At 65.8% G+C, this 18030-nt stretch carries 15 protein-coding genes; 6 read left to right on the forward strand and 9 right to left on the reverse strand.

Annotated features, from left to right (window positions below; translation table 11 throughout):
- Positions 1 to 53 precede the first annotated feature (53 nt).
- The 4 genes from WFK98_RS08050 (at position 54) to WFK98_RS08065 (ending at position 6108) form a co-directional block, all read left to right on the forward strand.
- Positions 54 to 2324, forward strand: a complete 2271-nt coding sequence (locus tag WFK98_RS08050; protein WP_336799857.1) for a GumC family protein — start codon at positions 54 to 56, stop codon at positions 2322 to 2324.
- Positions 2325 to 3578, forward strand: a complete 1254-nt coding sequence (locus tag WFK98_RS08055; protein ID WP_336799858.1) for a polysaccharide biosynthesis/export family protein — start codon at positions 2325 to 2327, stop codon at positions 3576 to 3578. It begins immediately after the preceding gene.
- Positions 3579 to 3592: 14 nt separating this feature from the next.
- Entirely contained in the window at positions 3593 to 4825 is a 1233-nt protein-coding gene (locus tag WFK98_RS08060) for a glycosyltransferase (protein WP_336799859.1), read from the forward strand.
- Between the two features lie 62 nt (positions 4826 to 4887).
- Positions 4888 to 6108, forward strand: coding sequence for a glycosyltransferase family 4 protein (locus WFK98_RS08065; RefSeq protein WP_336799860.1), 1221 nt, complete (start codon positions 4888 to 4890; stop codon positions 6106 to 6108).
- A 26-nt stretch (positions 6109 to 6134) separates the two neighbouring features.
- On the opposite strand, the gene WFK98_RS08070 is transcribed toward WFK98_RS08065, so the two are convergent.
- From WFK98_RS08070 to WFK98_RS08100, 7 genes are all read right to left on the reverse strand, one after another.
- Complete coding sequence (locus WFK98_RS08070) at positions 6135 to 7361, reverse strand: glycosyltransferase (RefSeq protein WP_336800317.1); 1227 nt, start codon at positions 7359 to 7361, stop codon at positions 6135 to 6137.
- Positions 7358 to 8626: a hypothetical protein gene (locus tag WFK98_RS08075; protein ID WP_336799861.1), complete on the reverse strand. Its 1269-nt coding sequence runs from the start codon at positions 8624 to 8626 to the stop codon at positions 7358 to 7360. The genes WFK98_RS08070 and WFK98_RS08075 overlap by 4 nt, the downstream gene beginning before the upstream one ends.
- 37 nt (positions 8627 to 8663) lie before the next feature.
- Positions 8664 to 9572, reverse strand: coding sequence for a glycosyltransferase family 2 protein (locus tag WFK98_RS08080; protein WP_336799862.1), 909 nt, complete (start codon positions 9570 to 9572; stop codon positions 8664 to 8666).
- Complete coding sequence (locus WFK98_RS08085) at positions 9569 to 10774, reverse strand: glycosyltransferase family 4 protein (RefSeq protein WP_336799863.1); 1206 nt, start codon at positions 10772 to 10774, stop codon at positions 9569 to 9571. Before WFK98_RS08085 ends, WFK98_RS08080 begins: the two co-directional genes overlap by 4 nt.
- A 104-nt stretch (positions 10775 to 10878) precedes the next feature.
- The gene (locus WFK98_RS08090; RefSeq protein ID WP_336799864.1) at positions 10879 to 11532 is read right to left on the reverse strand and encodes a PIG-L deacetylase family protein; all 654 of its coding nucleotides are present in this window, start codon (positions 11530 to 11532) and stop codon (positions 10879 to 10881) included.
- Positions 11529 to 12341, reverse strand: a complete 813-nt coding sequence (locus WFK98_RS08095; protein WP_336799865.1) for a sugar phosphate nucleotidyltransferase — start codon at positions 12339 to 12341, stop codon at positions 11529 to 11531. Before WFK98_RS08095 ends, WFK98_RS08090 begins: the two co-directional genes overlap by 4 nt.
- On the reverse strand, positions 12338 to 13630 hold the full coding sequence (locus WFK98_RS08100; RefSeq protein ID WP_336799866.1) for a class I SAM-dependent methyltransferase: 1293 nt from the start codon (positions 13628 to 13630) through the stop codon (positions 12338 to 12340). The genes WFK98_RS08095 and WFK98_RS08100 overlap by 4 nt, the downstream gene beginning before the upstream one ends.
- A gap of 308 nt (positions 13631 to 13938) precedes the next feature.
- On the opposite strand from WFK98_RS08100, the gene WFK98_RS08105 reads away from it, so the two are divergent.
- Together WFK98_RS08105 and rfbC are read left to right on the forward strand one after the other, a co-directional pair.
- Positions 13939 to 14964: a glycosyltransferase family 2 protein gene (locus WFK98_RS08105; RefSeq protein WP_336799867.1), complete on the forward strand. Its 1026-nt coding sequence runs from the start codon at positions 13939 to 13941 to the stop codon at positions 14962 to 14964.
- Complete coding sequence (gene rfbC / locus WFK98_RS08110; protein ID WP_336799868.1) at positions 14964 to 15500, forward strand: dTDP-4-dehydrorhamnose 3,5-epimerase; 537 nt, start codon at positions 14964 to 14966, stop codon at positions 15498 to 15500. Before WFK98_RS08105 ends, rfbC begins: the two co-directional genes overlap by 1 nt.
- A 13-nt stretch (positions 15501 to 15513) precedes the next feature.
- On the opposite strand, the gene WFK98_RS08115 is transcribed toward rfbC, so the two are convergent.
- Both WFK98_RS08115 and WFK98_RS08120 read right to left on the reverse strand, forming a co-directional pair.
- Positions 15514 to 16845: a DUF4910 domain-containing protein gene (locus tag WFK98_RS08115; RefSeq protein ID WP_336799869.1), complete on the reverse strand. Its 1332-nt coding sequence runs from the start codon at positions 16843 to 16845 to the stop codon at positions 15514 to 15516.
- A complete protein-coding gene (locus WFK98_RS08120; RefSeq protein ID WP_336799870.1) occupies positions 16842 to 17906 on the reverse strand; it encodes an NAD-dependent epimerase/dehydratase family protein in 1065 nt (354 codons plus the stop codon). Before WFK98_RS08120 ends, WFK98_RS08115 begins: the two co-directional genes overlap by 4 nt.
- Positions 17907 to 18030 lie beyond the last annotated feature (124 nt).

Consider the following 18030-nt stretch of genomic DNA (forward strand, 5'->3'; position numbering starts at 1 on the left):
TCTCCACGCCTTCGAGCCGCCTCGGGTGCATCTGCGGATAGTCTTCAGAGGTCATGATGATCGTCCAGAGCACGCCTTCCATGGGGCGGGAACACCTGGCGCTGCGCGATATCGGCGCCCTGCTGCGGCGGCGGGCCGTCTGGCTCGCCCTGCTTGCAACCACCGGCCTCGGCCTGGGCGCAGCGCTATATGCCAGGCAGCCCAGGCTCTATCGCGCCGAGGCCGTCCTCGCCCTCGACGTGCGCCGCATTCAGGGCATGCCGATCGACCAGGTCGTCACGCCATTGCCGCCTGAGAACCCCGTTCTGCGCACCGAACTGGACCGCATCGGCTCCCGCATCATGGCGCGCCGCGTGCTGGCGAAGCTCGCAGAGGAGGGCGTCGATCCGTTCCCTCTCTCTGCGACGGGGCCCGCCGCGAAGCGATTGGACGCGGCCGAGACGCAGGGTTCTGAGACCGGGGGCGTTCCAACCGCACGGCCACGCTCGCAATCTTCCGGTATAAGCGCGGCGGACAAGATGGCCGCAGCGCTAGAAGATCGACTTCGCTCCGGTCTCAAGGTGGTCAATGACGGCCATTCCTACACGATCTACATCGCCTACACCGCCGAGGATCCCGGCGTCGCCGCGCGGGTCGCCAACAGCTATTCGCAGGCCTATCTCGACTATCAGGACGATGTGCAGATGGAGGCGACGCGGCGCGTCAGCGACTGGCTGTCCGATCGTCTCAAGGTGCTCGCAGCGCGCCTGGAGCGTTCGGAGCAGGTCGCAGAACGATTTCGCGCCTCGTCCGGATTGCAGGAGATCGACGGCGTCACCCTCGCGGCGCAGCAACTGAGCGCGCTCAACGCGGAACTGATCGCGGCGCGCGCCGCCCATGCCACGGCCGAGGCGCGCGAAAAGACGGCAGCGCGCCTTGCCGCCGACAGCAACGGTCTCGACAGCTTCAGTGAAGTCCTTGGCTCGCCGATCATTCAGCAGCTGCGCGCCAGCCAGGCCCAGTTCGAGCGCCGCCTGCGTGTGCTGAAGGATACGGGCATCGCACAGAGTCCCGAGATTCCCGCCCTTCAGGCCGAACTGGAGGCGGTGCGCCGGCAGATCGACCAGGAGGTCGAGCACATCCTCGCCAGCCTTCGCAACGAGATCGACGCCGCAGCCCGGCGTGTCGCCTCGCTGGAGGAGGAACTTCGCATTGCCCAGGCGAATTACGGTGCTTTGGATCTGGCGCGGGTGAAGCTGGACGCGCTGACTCGCGAGGCAAATGCCGACCGGGCCGTTTATGAGAGCCTGCTCGGTCGCTCCAAGCAGATCGTCGACCAGAACGGGCTGGTGGATCCCGGCGTGCGCCTTATCTCCGAGGCGACGGCGCCGAGCCGGCCTTTCGGTCTCCGTCTCGGCCCCGCCCTGGCGCTGGGCCTGCTCGGTGGCGTTGCCGGCGGGCTCGGCCTGGCATTCATCCTCGAGCGACTCGACGATCGTGTGCGCTCGCGACGGGCGATCGAGGCCGCGACGGGCGTCGCGGTCCTGGGCTCGCTGCCTATCCTGCCCTGGCGCGTCCGCCGCAGAACGGCGGGGATCTGGGCACAGCCGCCGGGGCATGCCTTCGCCGAGGCGATCGCCAGCCTGCAATGGATGCTGCGCCTTGCGCCGGCGACCCGCCGCTCGGCCACCTTCGTCGTCACCTCGGCCGTGCCGGGAGAGGGCAAGACCACGGCGGCGCTGGCGCTGGCCCGTTCCGTGGCGCTGGCCGGGAGATCCGTCGTTCTCGTCGATGCGGATCCCTACCGGCAGGGACTGAGCCGGATGGCTTTGCCGCGGCGGCACCGATCCGATCCCATGAATGGACTCGACGCGTATTTCCGGAGGAGCGCGGGGATCGATGACATTCTTACCCGCGACCCGGCGACGTCGCTGCAGGTCGTGCTCGGCCTCGGGCCTGGCGCCGACACGAAGGAGCAGCTTGAAGGCGCGGGAATGAAGCGGCTTGTCGAGCAGTTGCGTGAGCGCTTCGACGTGGTGATCCTCGACGCCCCGCCCGCGCTCACCACCCCCGACGCGGCTCGGATCGGCAGTGTCGTCGATGCCGTCCTCTTTCTCGTCCGTTGGGAGAGCACGCCTCAGGAAGCCGTGCTCGCCGCGCTTCAGAAGCTGGCCCTTTGCGGTGTCCCCGTACCGGCGCTCATCCTCAACCAGGTCGAGCGCCGTGCACATCAAAGCTATGACGCGTCGCGGGCAGGGTTCCGCGAGAGGGGCCTGACGAAATCGAGCCTTGGCCGTTTCGCCGACATGGCGGATCGGGCCGGCGCGCAGATCCGGGAGGCCTAGATGCGCAGCATGCTCCAGATCCTGCGGCGCGGCGGACTGCCTGCCTGGATCGCCGGGATGCTCTTCATGGCCGGTGGCGCGCTGGCGCAGGAGCCCTACAGGCTGGGCGCCGGCGACGTGCTGCAGATCACCGTCTTCGGCCAGCAGGAGCTGAGCGGCCGCTTTGCCGTCGGTCCGGATGGCGCCATCCGCTATCCCCGGCTCGGGCGGATCGAGATGACGGAGTTGACACCGGAAGAGGCGTCACAGCGCCTCACCGATGGGCTAGCCGGACGAATTCCCGCCGACCAGACGGTGACGATCGATGTCGTCAGCCATGCTCCCGTCTTCGTCACCGGCGATATCCAGGCACCCGGCCGCTTCGAATACAGACCCGGGATGATCGTGCTGGAGCTGGTTGCGCTCGGCGGCGGACTGCGCCGGCCAGCCAGCCCTGTGACTGGGGCGGCGCTGCAATTGCTGGCGCTTCGGCAGGATCTGGCCGACGAGAGGCTCACCCGCTGGTCGCAACGGCTCGAGCGAGGGCGCCTCGAGGCCGAGGTGAAGGCCGCGGACTTCGATGACAAAGGACTGGTCGCCTCCGGTGCGCCGCGCGACATGGTGGAGGCAGAATCCACGCTGTTCCGTGTGCGCAAGGATGCGATCGCTGCGCAGGAGGAGGCTTCCGAGGCGCAGCGGCGCACCCTCGACGAAGAGATCAACACCCTGCAACAAAGCCTCAAGCTGCATGACCGCGACCTGGTCCTGATCGCGCAGGATGTTGGCGCCACCCAGCAACTCGCCGACCAGGGGCTCACCGCCTATTCGCGCCTGCGCGACAGCCAGCGCCAGCAATCCGCCCTGAAGCGCGACAGGCTCGAGGTGATCGGCCTGCTCGCCCGCGCCCGGCAGAACCGCCTCGAGGTCGATCAGCGGGCCGCGGCGCTGACGGAGACGCGGGCCGCGGAGAACGCGGCGGCGTTGCGCGCCGTCGAGCTGGCCGCCGCCCGGACGGAGCAACGTATCGCCTCGCTCACCGCTAGCGTCGCGGCCGCCAATGACGATCTGGAAACGGGTAGCGTGCGGCGGGTCCCAGACGCGACCTATGCCGTCGTCCGCACGACACGCAACGGAACGACGCAGATCCGCGTCGGCGAGCAGGATCGCCTGCAGCCGGGCGACATCCTGACCGTGGATCGGCATCTGGACGAGCTGGAAACGGCGCCACGCGCCTCCAGTCGGCCGGCGCTACCGGAATATGTTCCGACACATTGAAGGGGAGAGAGCCGATGTTCAGCAGTTTCATCGCGCGACCGGAACCCCAGCTGACTTCGCCGATCCGGGTCATCCAGGTGATGGCGCATCTGTCGCGAAAATCGGGTGGCGTGTTCGAGGCCGTCGCTGGGCTGGCGCCGGCACTGCATGCCCGGCCCGGGGTAGAGGTCGGCGTCTACGGGCTCGATCATCCTGCCCTCGATCGCGATCGGCTGAGTGAGCGGGACGTTCCGGCCCGCGCCTTTGCCGTGAGCGGCCCGGCCGCCTTCGGCTATGCGCCGGAACTCGGCCGGGCATTGCGCGCAAGCCCGCCCGACCTGATGCATGTGCACGGGCTCTGGATGTATCCCTCGGTCGCCGGCATGTCTTGGTCGGGACGTCGCATGCCCTATGTCGTAACCCCACACGGCATGCTGGATCCCTGGGCGCTCGCGCATCGGCGATGGAAGAAGCAACTTGCCGGACTGGCCTTCGAGCGGCGGCACCTCCGCGGCGCGGCCTGCCTGCATGCGCTCTGCGCCTCGGAACGCGTAGCGATCCGCGCCGCCGGTCTCGTCAATCCGGTCTGTGTCATCCCGAACGGCGTCGACCTCGCGCGGGAAGATGGGGGAAGCGAGCCGCCGCCCTGGCGCCGCCAAGTGCCGGAGCAGGCCCGAATCCTCCTCTTCCTCGGTCGGCTGGCGCCACAGAAGGGCATTCCGGACCTGCTGCGCGGCCTCGTCTCGGCGAGGGCCGAGGTGAGTTCGGGAGCATCGCAGCGAGAATGGCATCTCGTCATCGCGGGCTGGGGCGAAGACGGCTATCGCGACGAGTTGCAGCGCCTCGTCGGCGAACTGGAACTGGGAGATGCGGTTCATTTCGTCGGGCCGCAATTTGGCGACGCCAAGGCACGGAGTTTCGCTGTCGCTGAAGCCTTCGTGCTGCCCTCGGTCAGCGAGGGCTTGCCGATCGCCGTGCTCGAAGCCTGGGCGGCGAGGCTGCCGGTGGTGATGACGTCGCGATGCAATCTGGAGCCGGGCTTTGAACATGGGGCGGCGTTGCGGATCGAGCCGGAGCCAGGGAACATCGCGGTCGGGCTTCGGCAGCTATTCGCGCTCTCTGATGATGAGCGCCGGGCGATCGGCGCGCGGGGCGCGGAACTCGTCGCGCAGCGCTTTTCCTGGTCCGGAGCGGCGCGGGACATGGAGGCCGTCTATCGCTGGGTGCTTGGCCGGGGCGAGCGGCCAGACACCGTCGATCTCTCATGAGCCGCCTCGAAGCCGGGCCTCGCCTCCCTCGCGGCCAGCCGCTGCCTGCCCTGGAACCGCGCGTGACGGTTGTCCAGGATGGCTCGCGGCTCCACTATGGTTTGCCGCTGGCGCTGGCGCATAGCGGCATTCTCGATACGGTGCATACGGACTGGTTCGTGTGGCCACGCTCCGCCGAGGCCGTGTTCGCCCGGCTGATGCATCGGTTTGGCGGCGTGACCGGCCGCCGGCTGGCGGCCCGGCGCTGCGCCGGGCTCGACGACAGCCGGGTTGTCGCCGCCGGATGGCCGTCGCTCTGGGAGCGACTTCGAGAGAGTCGGGCAGAACTGCCCGAGGCGATCTTTGCACGTCGTTCGCAAGCGATCACCCGCCAGGTGCTCGCGGATGGCTGGCGAAACGCCAATGTCCTGGCCGGCTTCGTCCGCAATGTCGATCCCGCGCTGGCAGAGGCCGCGCGGCGCGATGAACTCGCCGTCGTGCTCGACCAGATGATCGCACCGATCGCGGTCGAGCTCCGCGAGGAAGAGCACCAGGCCGAGCGCTGGCCGGAATGGTGGTGGCCGCAGCGCCGTGACGGCGCCGACATCATGCGGGATGTCGAGATCCGCAGCTGGGCGGCAGCGAGCCACATCACCTGTGCGTCCGACTATGTGAGCAATGGGCTGATCGCGGAAGGCATCGATCGCGACCGGATTTCGGTCATTCCCTATCCGGTCGATGCGGCGGCGCTGCGCTATCACGACCGGCGCGCTCGGCGCGGCCCCATCGTCGTCGGCTTCGTCGGCGCCGTCTCCCTGCGCAAGGGCGCGCCGGCATTTCTCGAAATCGCAAGAGCGTTCGACCCGGAGGTGGTGAGCTTCGTCATGGTCGGCCCCGCTACGGTCGACCCGGCCCTGATCGAGCGCCGGCGCGGACTAGTCGAGATCGTCGGCGCCGTGCCGCGGGCCGAGGTGCGCGACTGGCTCAACCGCTTTGACCTTTTCCTGTTTCCTTCCGCCTGCGAAGGCTCCGCCGGCGCGGTGCTGGAGGCGATGGCGACTGGCCTTGCCGTCGTCACCACGCCGAACAGCGGCACGCCCGTGCGCGACGGCTTGGAGGGCTTTGTGCTCGGCTGTGACGACATCGACGGCATGATCCGTCGGGTCGAGGAACTGGTCCGGGACGATGACCTGCGGTTCCGTATGGGGCAGGCGGCCCGCCGCCGAGTCGAAAGTCTCACGGTCGAGCGCTATGGCAAGGCCTGGCATGACCTGCTGCGGCGCATCCTCGCCAAGACGGCATAGAATCCGCATGGCAGGAGATGCACGACTCAGCCGTCCGTCCGCTCGCGACGGCAGAGCAGCGCGCCGGCGAGCCAGCGTCCAATGCGGTCCGGCACATGGGGCGAGGCAAGGGCAAGATCCACCAGCGCCCGTAGCTCGCGGCCAAAGCGGTCCGGCGACCAGTCCGCGATCAGGACCTGCCCGGCCTGCGCCATCGCGTGCCGATCGCAGCCGTCAAATGCGATCTTGCACATCTGCTCACCCAGTTCGATCGGGTCGAACGGATCGAAACGATAGCCGTTGAATCCGGGGCGGACGAGGTCTTCGCTGCAACCGCATCGATCCGAGACCAGCACTGGCAGACCGGCCGCCATCGCCTCGTTGACGACCAGCCCCCATTGCTCCGAAGTGCTCGCGAGGATGAAGGCTCCAGCGAGGCCATAGTAGCGGTGGAGTTCCGCATATTGGCGAAATCCCGGCAAATGGACGCTCGTGCGAAGACCCTCGGCCTCGATCGTCGAGCGCAGGCTCGGCGCCAGCGGACCGCCGCCGAGCAGGACGAGATCCCAGGCCGCTGGCCCCGCTCCAGCGCGATAGTGCCGATAGGCTGCGAGCAGGTTGAACAGGTTCTTCTTGGCGACGAAGCGGCAGGAGGCAAGGAAAAAGGGGCGGTTCAGGCCAAGCTCCGCCCTCACGGCTACCGCATCAGCACGTGCGTTGGCGGCGCTGCGAGCAAAGTAGTCATTGTCGACAACGTCGAAGCCCTCCCGAATTCGCGTGTCGTCCATGCCGAGCGCCGTGAGATAGCGCCGATGAGGCACCCCGGCGACAAGCCCGGCGCTGAAGAGCCGTATCACCCGCCGCTTGATCGCCTCGCGCCAGGGTTTTCGGATCTCGTCGATCTCGGCGCTGTCGGACATCAGGATGGCGGGGACGCCGGTTCGCGCGCACCAGAGCAGCGCAGCCAGCGCCGCCGGATGCGACCAGCCGGCTATCGCGACGGCATCCGGAGCCGCGCGTTCCAGCGTCGCGGCGATCTTGCCGACGAGCGCGGGGATGCTCTCGCGCTCGATGTCCGGCGAGACGACGACGCGCGGAAAGAGACCGCTCTCTGCGACATCATCCCATTCATAGGTCCGATCGGTGCCGCTGAATTCGACGCCGATGACAGACATATGGCGCGAGGCCGCGCTTAGCCGGCTCATATGGTAGGGGCCGAAGCGATGGAACAGGATAGCGACGCGGGGAAAGCCGGCCGGGCTGGCATCGGTCATGACGGCACCATCGCGACGGGGGCTTGGGCCCTGAAAGTGGCGTGCTGCCGGACGCGGGCGAAGGCAAGTGCGGGCAGCAGGAACAGAGCTATGTGCAGGAAGGCCGAAGGCGGCCATTGCGTGTGATGGGTGATCGACAGCATCGCCGGCGCCAGCATCAGCGGATAGACGACCTGCCAGACCGTGCTGCCGGCCATGGCGGCGTCGTAGATGCGCCTCATTGCAAATCCGATCAGGAAAAACTTGAGCGCGCCAAGATAGGCAAAGGAGGCGAAGGCGTCGGAGAGGCCTGTTTCGGTCGAGCCGACGGGCGGCTCGTAGTCGCGGCCGAGTTGGCCGTCCAGGCTGACGGTCAGCCGTTCCTTGATCTCCACTCCTACCAGTTGCGCGGGCACATAGTTGAACACCAGCGTATTCCAGTGAAACAGGCCGAGATCATAGGCATGCGTGTCGCGGACCTGTCCGATACGGAGAACGGCGTTGCGCACCTCCGGTCCACCCTGTTCCAGCACCTCGGCGAAGTTCTCGACAAGGTCGATCTTCAGAAGGTCGGACCATCCGGCCTCGTCCCGCTCGGTGGTGATGGCGCGATAGTCTCCGGCGCTGTGCAGGGCGAGGGCGCCAAACAGCACGAAGCCTGCCGTCAATAGCCGGGGTGGCGTGCGCCGCTTCTGGAACCACCAGGCCAGCACGATGAGGAAGAAGAACTCGACCGCTTCGCTGCGCCGGCCGAGAATCAGGATTCGCTCGGCGTAGAACAGCGTGTCGAATCCGATGATGGTGAGCGCCGCGAGGCTCATCCGGCGCGCGCCGCAGACAAGGGCGATCGCGAAGCCGTAATTGAGCAGCTTGGCGAAGAACAGATAGACGACCGGCATGCCGGTGAAAATCGAGTATTTGATTTCGGGCGGCAGGTGGGAAACCTTGACGTAGAAATAGCCGCCGATGACGGAGAAAACTGCCGCGGCGACCAAAAGTCGTCGCTCCTCGAATTGCCATGGCGGCCGCGCCGCTCGCGGCAGGGTGACGCGCCAGCCGAAGCCGCAGGCACTCACGCAGAGGATGGTAAAAAGGATCGTGCGGACCATGGCGCCGACGGGCAGGAACGGGTCGTCGACCAGGGCTGGAAACTGCGGCGCGATGAAGCCGAGAAAGGTCGCCCCGGCCAGGAACGGGTATTCATAGACGCCCTCCGGACGACGCAGCCCGAATACGACCAGCGCGACCGATATGGCGACCAGGATCCAGATCAGTGGCATGCCCATGGGCTCGCCTCCCGGACCAGAAAGCGTCTGCCGGCGTTCACAGCGGAAGCCCCCGTTCGCGGCGCCGGATCTCGATCATCTTGCTGACGATCATGGTCTCGTAGGTCATGAGCAGGCCGCAATAGACGAAGCCGGCCCGGCCATCGAGGAAGCCGCCGCGCAGGACATACATGTACAGGAAGCGCAGCAGCGGCCGGCACGGCAGCCGGAAGGAGAGCGTCTTCAGCGCTCTTCGCCGCGCGGCACCGCTTCCGATCAAGGCGGCCAGCCAATCGACGCGCTCCGTCTCGAGGCTTCGGAGCGACTCGCGCGCTTCGTGCCATGAGTAGCGATTGTGCTTCTCGAGCCAGGCGTTCAAACCCTTGTTGAAGGTGTAGTGCAACAAGTGGCCGTCGAGCTTTCCTTCCGGTCCGTCCGCGACGGTTCGAAGATTGATCTCGCGCTCGAAGCGGACGCGGTGCGGCTCGACCAGGCGAACGAACCAGGTCGGATAAAGGCCGCTCCACCGCAGCCAGCGGCCCATGAACATGGTCCGGGAACGGACGTGAAAGGCGACCTCGGTACGGTTCGGCGCGCGCGCGACGGCGAGGATCTCGTCGCGGAGCGCGGGCGGCGTGATCTCGTCTGCGTCGGGCAGATAGACAAGGGGGTGCTTGTAGGCGATTTCCCGCAAGCCATGGCTTCGCTGCGCCGGCTCGCTGTCGAAATGGCGCTGATAGACACGCGCGCCGAACGATTTCGCGATCTCGACGGTCCGGTCCTGGCTGAACGAGTCGAGCACGACGATGTCGTCGCTCCAGCCGACCGAGGCGAGGCAAGCGGCGAGGTTGACCTCCTCATTCAGCGTCAGGATGAGCACCGAGACGTTGTCGTTCGCCGGTCCAGCCGCGCCTGCAGGCTGGACCGGGGACGCCGTTGCTGGGTCTATGGATGTCTGCCGGTTCATGCCGCGCGCTCCCGGATCCCTCGCAGCCAGTTCTTGATCGGCGTCGGCAGATGCGAGCGCAGCCCGCCGCGCAGGCCACGCGGCAGCCGCCATTTATCGAGCGCAAGCGGCGCCGCGATGCTGGGCGGCTCGCGGTCGAGGCAAGCGAGCAGCGCTTCATAGTCACGCGCCATTCGATCGATGCTGAAGCGCGCCCGCATCGCGCTCGGCCCGTCGCGCGACATGACTTGCCAGAGCACGGGATCCCCGCGGAGCCGCCGGATCGCCTCTGCTGCCGCCGCGATGTCTCCGACCGGGAAGAGCAGGCCAGTGACGCCATCTTCGACGACCGTGTCGGTCACGCCGCCAATGCGCGAGGCGACGGGCACGCAGCCTGCTGCCATGGCTTCGGCAAGCGTGATCATGAAGCCTTCGAACCGGGACGGGGCGATGAGAACGTCGTGGCTCGCCATCAACGCCGGCACATCCGTGGGCGAGACCCGGCCCAGAAAGCGGATGCGTTGGCCGAGCGATGTCGAAGCGCGGCGAAGTCGTTCGAGATCCGGGCCGTCGCCGGCGACGGTGAGGCTGACGTCGTCTGGCAGGCGGGCGAGGATTTCCGGCAGCCACAGCACGCCCTTGGCCTGATCCTCGACCCGGCCAAGCGAAAGCAGATGCAGCGGCTGGCTCGCGGCGCGACGTCGCGCCGGCGCAGGCGGCGGAAGTTCGACGGCGTTGTGGATCCTGTGGATGGCGCTGGGGCGAAAGCCATGCTTCTCCATGAGATCATCGCGAATCCGGTCGGAGACGCAGACCGTTGCATGGACATGGTCGCGGATGGCTACGGCCGCAGAATAGGTGGCCGGCGTGATGTTGTGCACGATCATGAGGCGCAATATCGAGCGCGGCAGGTAGCGCGCGAGATTGGTCTGCACGCGATCTGCATGGACATTGACCACGACGCCGTCGAAGCCTTCGCGTACCAGGTGCGAAATCATCGCCTCGGCCTGAACCGGCTCGTCGTCATTCAGCGAGCCGGCTGCGTGCCCCGTCGACCATTCCGACCGCCAGTCGTGATCTTGCAGGACTGCGTGCGCATCCGGTCCGATCCCGAGCCATTCTACGGCAATGCCGGATCCCGAGGCGGCAAGGCCGTCTCGCAGGTGTCGGAAGACGGTGAAGGTGCCGCCAAGATGCGGATAGCCGAAAAAGGCGAGCTTCATCGGTTCCTCCTCGCTGGGTTCAGAACTCCCAAGGGAAATCTGCCGCCGCCGGGCGGCGGGATCGATTGCTGCGTTCGGGCAGGTGCGGCACCCATCCGGTCAGTTCATGCGAGGCAGGCCTTGCGCAGCACGAACGCCTCCGCATAACGGCCGGGGGATCGGCACTCCATGCCGCGCAGGCGCGCCAGGCCGCGAAACGTCTCGGCGTCGAACCAGTCCTTCGAACGCTGCGAGGCGAAATGCGACAGCAGCAGCTCGATCTTTCGCGCCAGGATATCCTCGCCGAACGGCGCGTAGAGATTGGGACGGCCGAGATCGCCATCCCATTTCGGGATCTCGTATTCGAGGATCGTGTGGTCGCGAAACGTGTTCCAGGTCAAACGCGAGACGGCACGGTGGTCCTGGTGCGCGTCGTCGCGGCGATGTGTCAGGATCACGTCCGGAACGGGGCCGGCCTTGAGGTCCTCCATCCAGCGTTTCAGCGTTGCTTCCTGCTGGGGAAAGAAGCCGTCCTCGAACCGGGCGAGTTTCACGTCCTTCAGGCAGGCCTCGGCCAGCAGGGCACGAGCGGATTGTTCCGCTTCGGCAGCCCTAGCGCCGGCAGCGCTGAGCACGCACCACAGCACCTCGAGCCGAACGCCACATTTGAGCCATTGCATCAGCAGCCCGCCGGCGCCGATCTCGATATCGTCGGCATGGGCGCCGAGGCAAAGCACGGAGAGCGTTTCCCCGGGACGCGCAAACGGCAGCGGCTTCATGATCTGGCCAGCGTCACGGGCGAGGGGCCCGCATGGGCGCCGGCGAGCCGCCAGGGCATAGTGCCGGCCTCGACCAGGTCCTCCAGCACCTGCCGGTCCTTGAGCGTATCCATCGCGCGCCAGAACCCTTCATGCTTGTAGGCCATCAGCGCATTCGCCTCGATCAGCCGGGCGAAGGGCTCCTGGACCAGTTCCTCGCCCGACCGGATGAACTCGAAGATCTCCGGCCGGAACAGGAAGAAGCCGCCATTGATCCAGAGATCCGAGCGATCCGCGGTGCGGAAGCCCTTCATCGTTCCATCCGGCGTGATATCCGCGAAATGGAAGCTGAGATGCGGGCGAACGGCCAGGAAGCAGGCAAGCTTGCCGCTGGAGCGGAACGTTCGGATCATGTCGTCGAGATCGACGTCGCTGAGCCCGTCGCTATAGTTGGCGAGGAAGATCTCCTCGTCGCGGACATGCTCTCGTACCGCCAGCAGCCGTTCGCCGATATTGCGCCAGATGCCGGTGTCGATCAGCGCGATGCGCCAGTCCTGTTCCGGCTCGCCCAAAAGCTCGACCTTCGTGCCATAGGCGGAGACGACGCAATCGGCATAGGCCTGCGGACGGTAGTTCAGGAAGAAGTCCTTGATGACATTGGCCTTGTAGCCGGTGCAGAGGATGAAATCGCTGTGTCCATATTGGCTGTAGTAGTCCATCAGGTGCCAGAGAATCGGCTGGTTGCCGATCGGGATCATCGGCTTCGGGATGCTCTCCGGATATTCGCGGATCCGTGTGCCCAACCCGCCGCAGAACAGGACGACCTTCATGGCATGCACTCCTCTGCATGGATGATGCGCGGCGTCGGGATCGGCACGATGAAACGGCCGCCCCAACTGGCGATGTGCCGCATCTGGGCCCTGATCTCCGTCTGCAGGTTCCAGGGCAGGAGCAGCAGATAGTCAGGCCGGGCGATGTCGATCGCTGCAACAGGCAGGATCGGTATGTGCCTGCCCGGCGTGAAGCGGCCGTGTTTGTGCGGGTTGCGGTCGACGGTGAAATCCAGGAAGTCCGGCCCGATGCCGCAATAGTTGAGCAGCGTGTTGCCCTTGCCGGGGGCGCCATAGCCACAGATGGTTTTGCCGGCGTTGCGCAGCTCGATCAGCAGGGCGAGCAGGTCGCGCTTGGTCCGCTTCACGCGCCCGGCGAAGGCGCTATAGGTAGCCATGTCGTCGAGCCCCGCCTGATGTTCGTCGGCGAGGAGACACGCGACCGAGGGCTCCTGCGGCCAGCGCGACTCTGCCCGGGCGAGATAGACCCGCAGCGAACCGCCATGCGTCGGCAGAGTCTCGACGTCGATGATCTTCAGGTCGTGGCGCGCGGCCAGATTCCGAATGGCGAGAAACGAAAAATACGAGAAGTGCTCGTGATAGATCGTGTCGAACTGCACCTCCGCCATCAGGCGCTGGAGATGCGGAAACTCGAGCGTTACGACGCCCTCCGGCTTCAGGAGGATACGCAGGCCGGCGACGAAATCGTGCAGGTCCGGCACCTGTGCCAGGACGTTGTTGCCGATGATCAGGTCGGCCGCCCGGCCCTCGTTCACCAGCCGATGGGCGAGGGCGGAACCGAAGAACTCGATTCGGGTTTCGATGCCCCTGCGAATGGCTGCCTCGGCGACGTTCGCGGCCGGTTCGATCCCAAGTACGGGAACGCCCAGCGGCTTGAAGTGCTGGAGCAGGTAGCCGTCATTGCTGGCGACTTCGATGACCGAACTCTGCGCGTCGAGCCCCAGGCGCCGGGTGATCGCCGCGCAATAGCGTTCGGCATGGGCGACCCAGCTCTGCGAATAGGAAGAGAAATAGGCGTAGTCGCTGAAGATCTCCGTCGGCCGGACATATTCCGGAACCTGGACCAGAAAGCACTTCGCACAGACGAGGGGACGAAGCGGGAAATAGGGCTCCATGCCATCGCACTCGTCTGCGGACAAAAAGCTCTCGCAAAGCGGCGACATGCCGAGGTCGACGAAGACGTCCCGAAGATCGGAGCCGCAGAGGCGGCAGCGATGACGACGCGCCTCAAGCTCATGCGTGGCGGATACATCGAATCGCGCCGTCATCGTTCTGATCTCCCCTGGATGCGCTTGCGCTCACCGCTCACAACCGCCTTGAACTGAATCGCAGCAGGAAGAGCGTGACCGGAGAGCTCGGAGAACAGAAGATGAACGGAAGTGACAGGCGCCCCTGTCCTTTCGGATGAGGCCCGGCGGGACAAAAGCGAACCTATCGTTCAATCGGGCAGGGCGCTTGGGTGCTTCTACCCTGAAGTCGGACGGCCTCCGCCGTTTGCGCTGGTTTCGTTCTTCTGCCGCGTGCGGATCAATGGTTCGGGAACGTTCGGTTCTATCGGACAGGTGAACGGCCGCACATGACCAGCATCGATGTCGCCATCCCCAACTACCAATATGGCCGCTTCCTGCGCGATTGCGTGGAGAGCGTTCTTGGGCAGGGCGCTCCCCAGCTGCGCGTGCTCATCATCGACAATGCATCCACGGACAACAGCGCAGAAGTGGCGCAGCAACTGGCGTCCGAAGATGAGCGCGTCCGTTTCGTGCGTCACCGCTCCAATCTCGGTCATCAGGCCTCCTTCAACGAGGCGATCGACTGGGCGGAGGCCGAAAGTTTCCTTCTCCTTTGCGCGGATGACATGCTCGCTCCGGGGGCGCTGATGCGCTGCCTGCCGGTTCTTGAGCAAAACCCGGAGGTTCATCTCGCCTTCGGCCGTTCTGCTGCCCTGCGGCCGGCGGGATCGCCTCGCCCTGAAGATCCTGCGCCCGGTCGCTGGTCCCTGTTTCCGGCCCGCAAGCTGCTCGAGCGCTTCTGCCGCACCGGAGCGTGCTGCATCTGCAGTTGCGCCGCTGTCGTGCGAACCGCGAGCATGAAGCGCGTCGGCCATTACCGCCCCACGCTGCAGCATACGGATGATTTCGAATTCTGGATGCGGGTAGCTGCGCTGGAAGGCTCCATTGCCGAAACGCGGTCGACATTGGCGCTATTGCGGGTTCACGGCAACGCCCGGTCTGCGGCAATCCGAGCCGACCGCAGCCGCGACATCCTCAATTGTCAGGCTGCATTCGCCTCCTTCTTCGCCAATGAAGGCGCAGATCTGCCGGATAGCGCGCGGTTGCGACGCTGGGCGGCGAGGGCGCTGGTTGGCCGGTCCTATTGGTCTGGGCTCAGCCATGCCTGCCGTGGCGAACACGCCAACGCCATTCGTCTTCTGCGATACGCAGTGCGTCGATCGTGGGAAACGGCGTTATTGCCTCCGTTCGATCACCTGTTGCGCATGGAGCAACCGGTTGGCCGTATCGCCGCTGTGCTCGACGAAGCCTGGGGCGGCCCGCGGCCCGAGTCGGAACCGGAAGATCGAATCCGGCAGATGGGAAAGCTCTGATGCGCTTCCTGCCGACACTGCTTGGCGATGCATACCGGATCGAATCCGACCCGATCGAGGACGAAAGGGGGCGGTTCGAACGAAGCTTCTGCGTCCGGGAATTCGAGGCAGCGGGCCTTCATGCGAGTTTTGCCCAGCACAGCCAGTCGTGGTCGGCATCAAAGGGGACGTTGCGCGGCATGCACTTCCAGAATGCGCCGCATGGAGAGATCAAGCTGGTGCGATGCCTGCGCGGCCGGATCTGGGACGTCATCGTCGATCTCCGCGAGACGTCGTCGACCTTTGGACGCTGGCAGGCATTTGAGCTTTCGTCCGACAACCGCGATCAGCTCTATGTGCCGGAAGGGTTTGCTCATGGCTTCCAGACGCTCTGCGACGATGTCGAGGTCGGCTACATGATCTCCACGCCCTACGAGCCGAAAGCCGCTAGCGGCTGTCGGCACAACGATCCGGCATTCGGCATTTCTTGGCCGTTGCCGGTCGCGGCGATCTCGGCCAGGGACAAAGGCTGGCCGGACTATCGCTTCCCAGTCTGATCGCTATCGGGATCTACGGTTCCAGCAGGCCATGCGTTTGCAGGCGACGCGCGACCGACAGCAGTTCAGCGAACGGCATGTCCGCGCGCTCGGCAATATCGAGCAGGGTGTGATTTCCGTCCGCTAGGTTGAGGGTCCACAACATCGCCATGTTGGCGGATTGCGTTGCCGGGGAGCCATCGCCGCCGACATAGAGCCCATGCCGGCCGAGTTGCCTTTCACCCTTCAGCAGGGTTCCGACCGGCGTGAAATTGTTCTCGATCACGCAGAGGATGGCCTGGATCATCGAATAGGACGAGGCGAGATGCTCCGGCTGCACGAAATCCAGATTGTCGGCCGAGGTGTGATATTCGGGGAAGGTCCCGAACAGGCTGCGCTGAAACAACCCTACCGGCAGGTTGAAGCCGGGCGAGCAAAACTGGCGCTCGTCATAGCCGTAGGGGCTGAAATCAAGGATTGCCGATCCGGGCGAGGCATGACGGAGGACGTGGCCGGCGGCCCGATCGACGAAGGCGCTGCCGCGCCGGCTTTTCTTGTAGGTCGGCCCGCCGCCATCGCCGACGCATGAGACGACGAGACCGTGCCGGATGCGCTTGGTGTTCGCTTCGTTGCGAGCAAGCCAGGCGAGCGCCCCGATCGTGCCCGGTGCAAAGATGAATCGGTAGCTGTAGCGCGTCCGTTGGCCGGCCAGATGCCTCGCCAGCAAGGTCAGCAGGGCCAGGCCGGAGCAATTGTCGTTGGCGAGCGAGGGATGGCAGATATGGGACGAAAGCAGCACCTCCTCGTCGCTCGCACCGACATGCAGGTATTCGCCATAGGAGAGGCTGCCGTCTTCCAGGCTTGAATCGATCACCGCCTCATAGTCCCCATCCGGTAGCGCCATGAGCTGACGATGCGCCATGCAGAACCCCCAGCTCTCGGCATAGGCCGACTTGCGATAGGGGATTCGGTCCGGCTGGTCGGGGAGGGTGAATATGTGGTCGCGCAGTTCTCTCAGCGGCATGCGCGCATGGATCGGCGCGCTGTGATTCAGGACGTGAAGATTGCATGCCCTGAAGTCGAGCACTTTATCGCCGGACGCGTTGCGGATGAAGGCGTCGCGGATGGTCCATTCGCGAGGGATGGTCCAGTCATAGACCTCCGTGCCGGACGGCACCTCTCGAATGACGAGGTCGATCTCCTGCTTTAGCCGGCGCAGCGTCTCTCGGACGCCTTCGCCAGCTACGGATCGGCAGAAGGGGAAGATGTCCTTCACCAGCTGGTAGATCTTGTCGCCAATGTCGGCTTCGCGCGACGGGGCGCACGGGGCGCTGCCGGCCCCGCCTTCGGCGACGGCCGACTTCATGTCACCTGCACCAGCCTGGATGGTCGCGCAGGCTCGCGGCGACGCAGGCTGGCGTCGAGCTGTCCTGCCGCCATCAGCTTCCCGATCTGACCGATGCGCTGATAACGTGGCCCGAGGAAGGCTTCCGTGGTGAGCGCGGCGGCACGATAGGCGGCATAGAGCTGTTCGACGCCCTTGGGCGCGTCCCATCGCGGCCGGTATCCTGGCAGCAGCCTGACGATCTTCTCGAAGGAGACGCGATAGGATCGGGGATCGGGTCCTGCCTCCGGCGCCACGTTCCACTCGCAGCCGGGTACGATCTCGGCGACGATCCGCGCGATGTCGCGGATGCGATAGTTTTCTTCGGTCTGCCCCACATTGAAGGCCTGATTGTGGACGACGTCCTCCGGCGCGGCGAGCCCGGCGAGGAAGGCGCGGCCGATGTCCTCGACATGCACTATGGGCCGCCAGGGGGTGCCGTCCGATTGCAGGTGGATCTCGCCCCGTGTCGCGGCGCCGGCCACGAGATTGTTGAGTACGATGTCGAGCCGGAGGCGCGGCGAGAGGCCATAGGCGGTCGCGGGGCGGAAATAGACGGGGCAGAACGTCTCGTCGGCCAGTCGCGCGATGTCCCGCTCCGCCATGACCTTGGATTTTCCATAGGCGGTGACGGGGCGAAGTTCCGATGTTTCGCTGACCATGTCATCCCCGGCCTGTCCGTAATTGCTGCAGGATGAGGCGAACAGGAAACGCCGGACACCCGCCGATTTCGCGAGCTCCGCCAGCCGCACGCTGGCGCGGTGGTTGACGTCATAGGTGACGTCCGGATCGAGCTCGCCGAGCGGATCGTTGGACAGGGCCGCGAGGTGGATCACGGCGTCGAAGCCGACCAGCGCCTCGCGCTGGATATCGCGGACATCTCCTTGCGTCGCGACGATGTCGGCGAGCGGGCCACCGGCCGGGAAGGTGCACTCGGCGTAAAGGTCGCTGTCGCAGCCGACCACGGTATGGCCAGCGCGAAGCAGCATGGGAGTCATGACCGAGCCGATATAGCCGCGATGGCCTGTGACCAGAACCTTCATGCCGTGCCCTCCCTGATGCCTGGCCGCGCCTGCGTTGGCGGGCGGTTCGCCGCCGTTCCAATGGCCCGATCAGGCTAGGACGTTGGGCCGGAGGCGCCTTCCTGTCCTTCCGTGCAGGGAGACT

Origin of the sequence: Kaistia sp. MMO-174, assembly GCF_037147815.1 — a bacterium.
Classification (GTDB): Bacteria; Pseudomonadota; Alphaproteobacteria; order Rhizobiales; family Kaistiaceae; genus Kaistia; species Kaistia nematophila.

Excerpts from the sequence above, each read along its gene's own strand:
- WFK98_RS08105 (WP_336799867.1), top strand. The coding sequence starts at position 13,939 with ATGACCAGCATCGATGTCGCCATCCCCAACTACCAATATGGCCGCTTC.
- WFK98_RS08115 (WP_336799869.1), bottom strand. The coding sequence starts at position 16,845 with ATGAAGTCGGCCGTCGCCGAAGGCGGGGCCGGCAGCGCCCCGTGCGCC.
- WFK98_RS08120 (WP_336799870.1), bottom strand. The coding sequence starts at position 17,906 with ATGAAGGTTCTGGTCACAGGCCATCGCGGCTATATCGGCTCGGTCATG.
- WFK98_RS08085 (WP_336799863.1), bottom strand. The coding sequence starts at position 10,774 with ATGAAGCTCGCCTTTTTCGGCTATCCGCATCTTGGCGGCACCTTCACC.
- WFK98_RS08060 (WP_336799859.1), top strand. The coding sequence starts at position 3,593 with ATGTTCAGCAGTTTCATCGCGCGACCGGAACCCCAGCTGACTTCGCCG.
- WFK98_RS08055 (WP_336799858.1), top strand. The coding sequence starts at position 2,325 with ATGCGCAGCATGCTCCAGATCCTGCGGCGCGGCGGACTGCCTGCCTGG.
- WFK98_RS08095 (WP_336799865.1), bottom strand. The coding sequence starts at position 12,341 with ATGAAGGTCGTCCTGTTCTGCGGCGGGTTGGGCACACGGATCCGCGAA.
- WFK98_RS08090 (WP_336799864.1), bottom strand. The coding sequence starts at position 11,532 with ATGAAGCCGCTGCCGTTTGCGCGTCCCGGGGAAACGCTCTCCGTGCTT.
- WFK98_RS08070 (WP_336800317.1), bottom strand. The coding sequence starts at position 7,361 with ATGACCGATGCCAGCCCGGCCGGCTTTCCCCGCGTCGCTATCCTGTTC.
- WFK98_RS08050 (WP_336799857.1), top strand. The coding sequence starts at position 54 with ATGATGATCGTCCAGAGCACGCCTTCCATGGGGCGGGAACACCTGGCG.
- rfbC (WP_336799868.1), top strand. The coding sequence starts at position 14,964 with ATGCGCTTCCTGCCGACACTGCTTGGCGATGCATACCGGATCGAATCC.
- WFK98_RS08080 (WP_336799862.1), bottom strand. The coding sequence starts at position 9,572 with ATGAACCGGCAGACATCCATAGACCCAGCAACGGCGTCCCCGGTCCAG.
- WFK98_RS08075 (WP_336799861.1), bottom strand. The coding sequence starts at position 8,626 with ATGGGCATGCCACTGATCTGGATCCTGGTCGCCATATCGGTCGCGCTG.
- WFK98_RS08100 (WP_336799866.1), bottom strand. The coding sequence starts at position 13,630 with ATGACGGCGCGATTCGATGTATCCGCCACGCATGAGCTTGAGGCGCGT.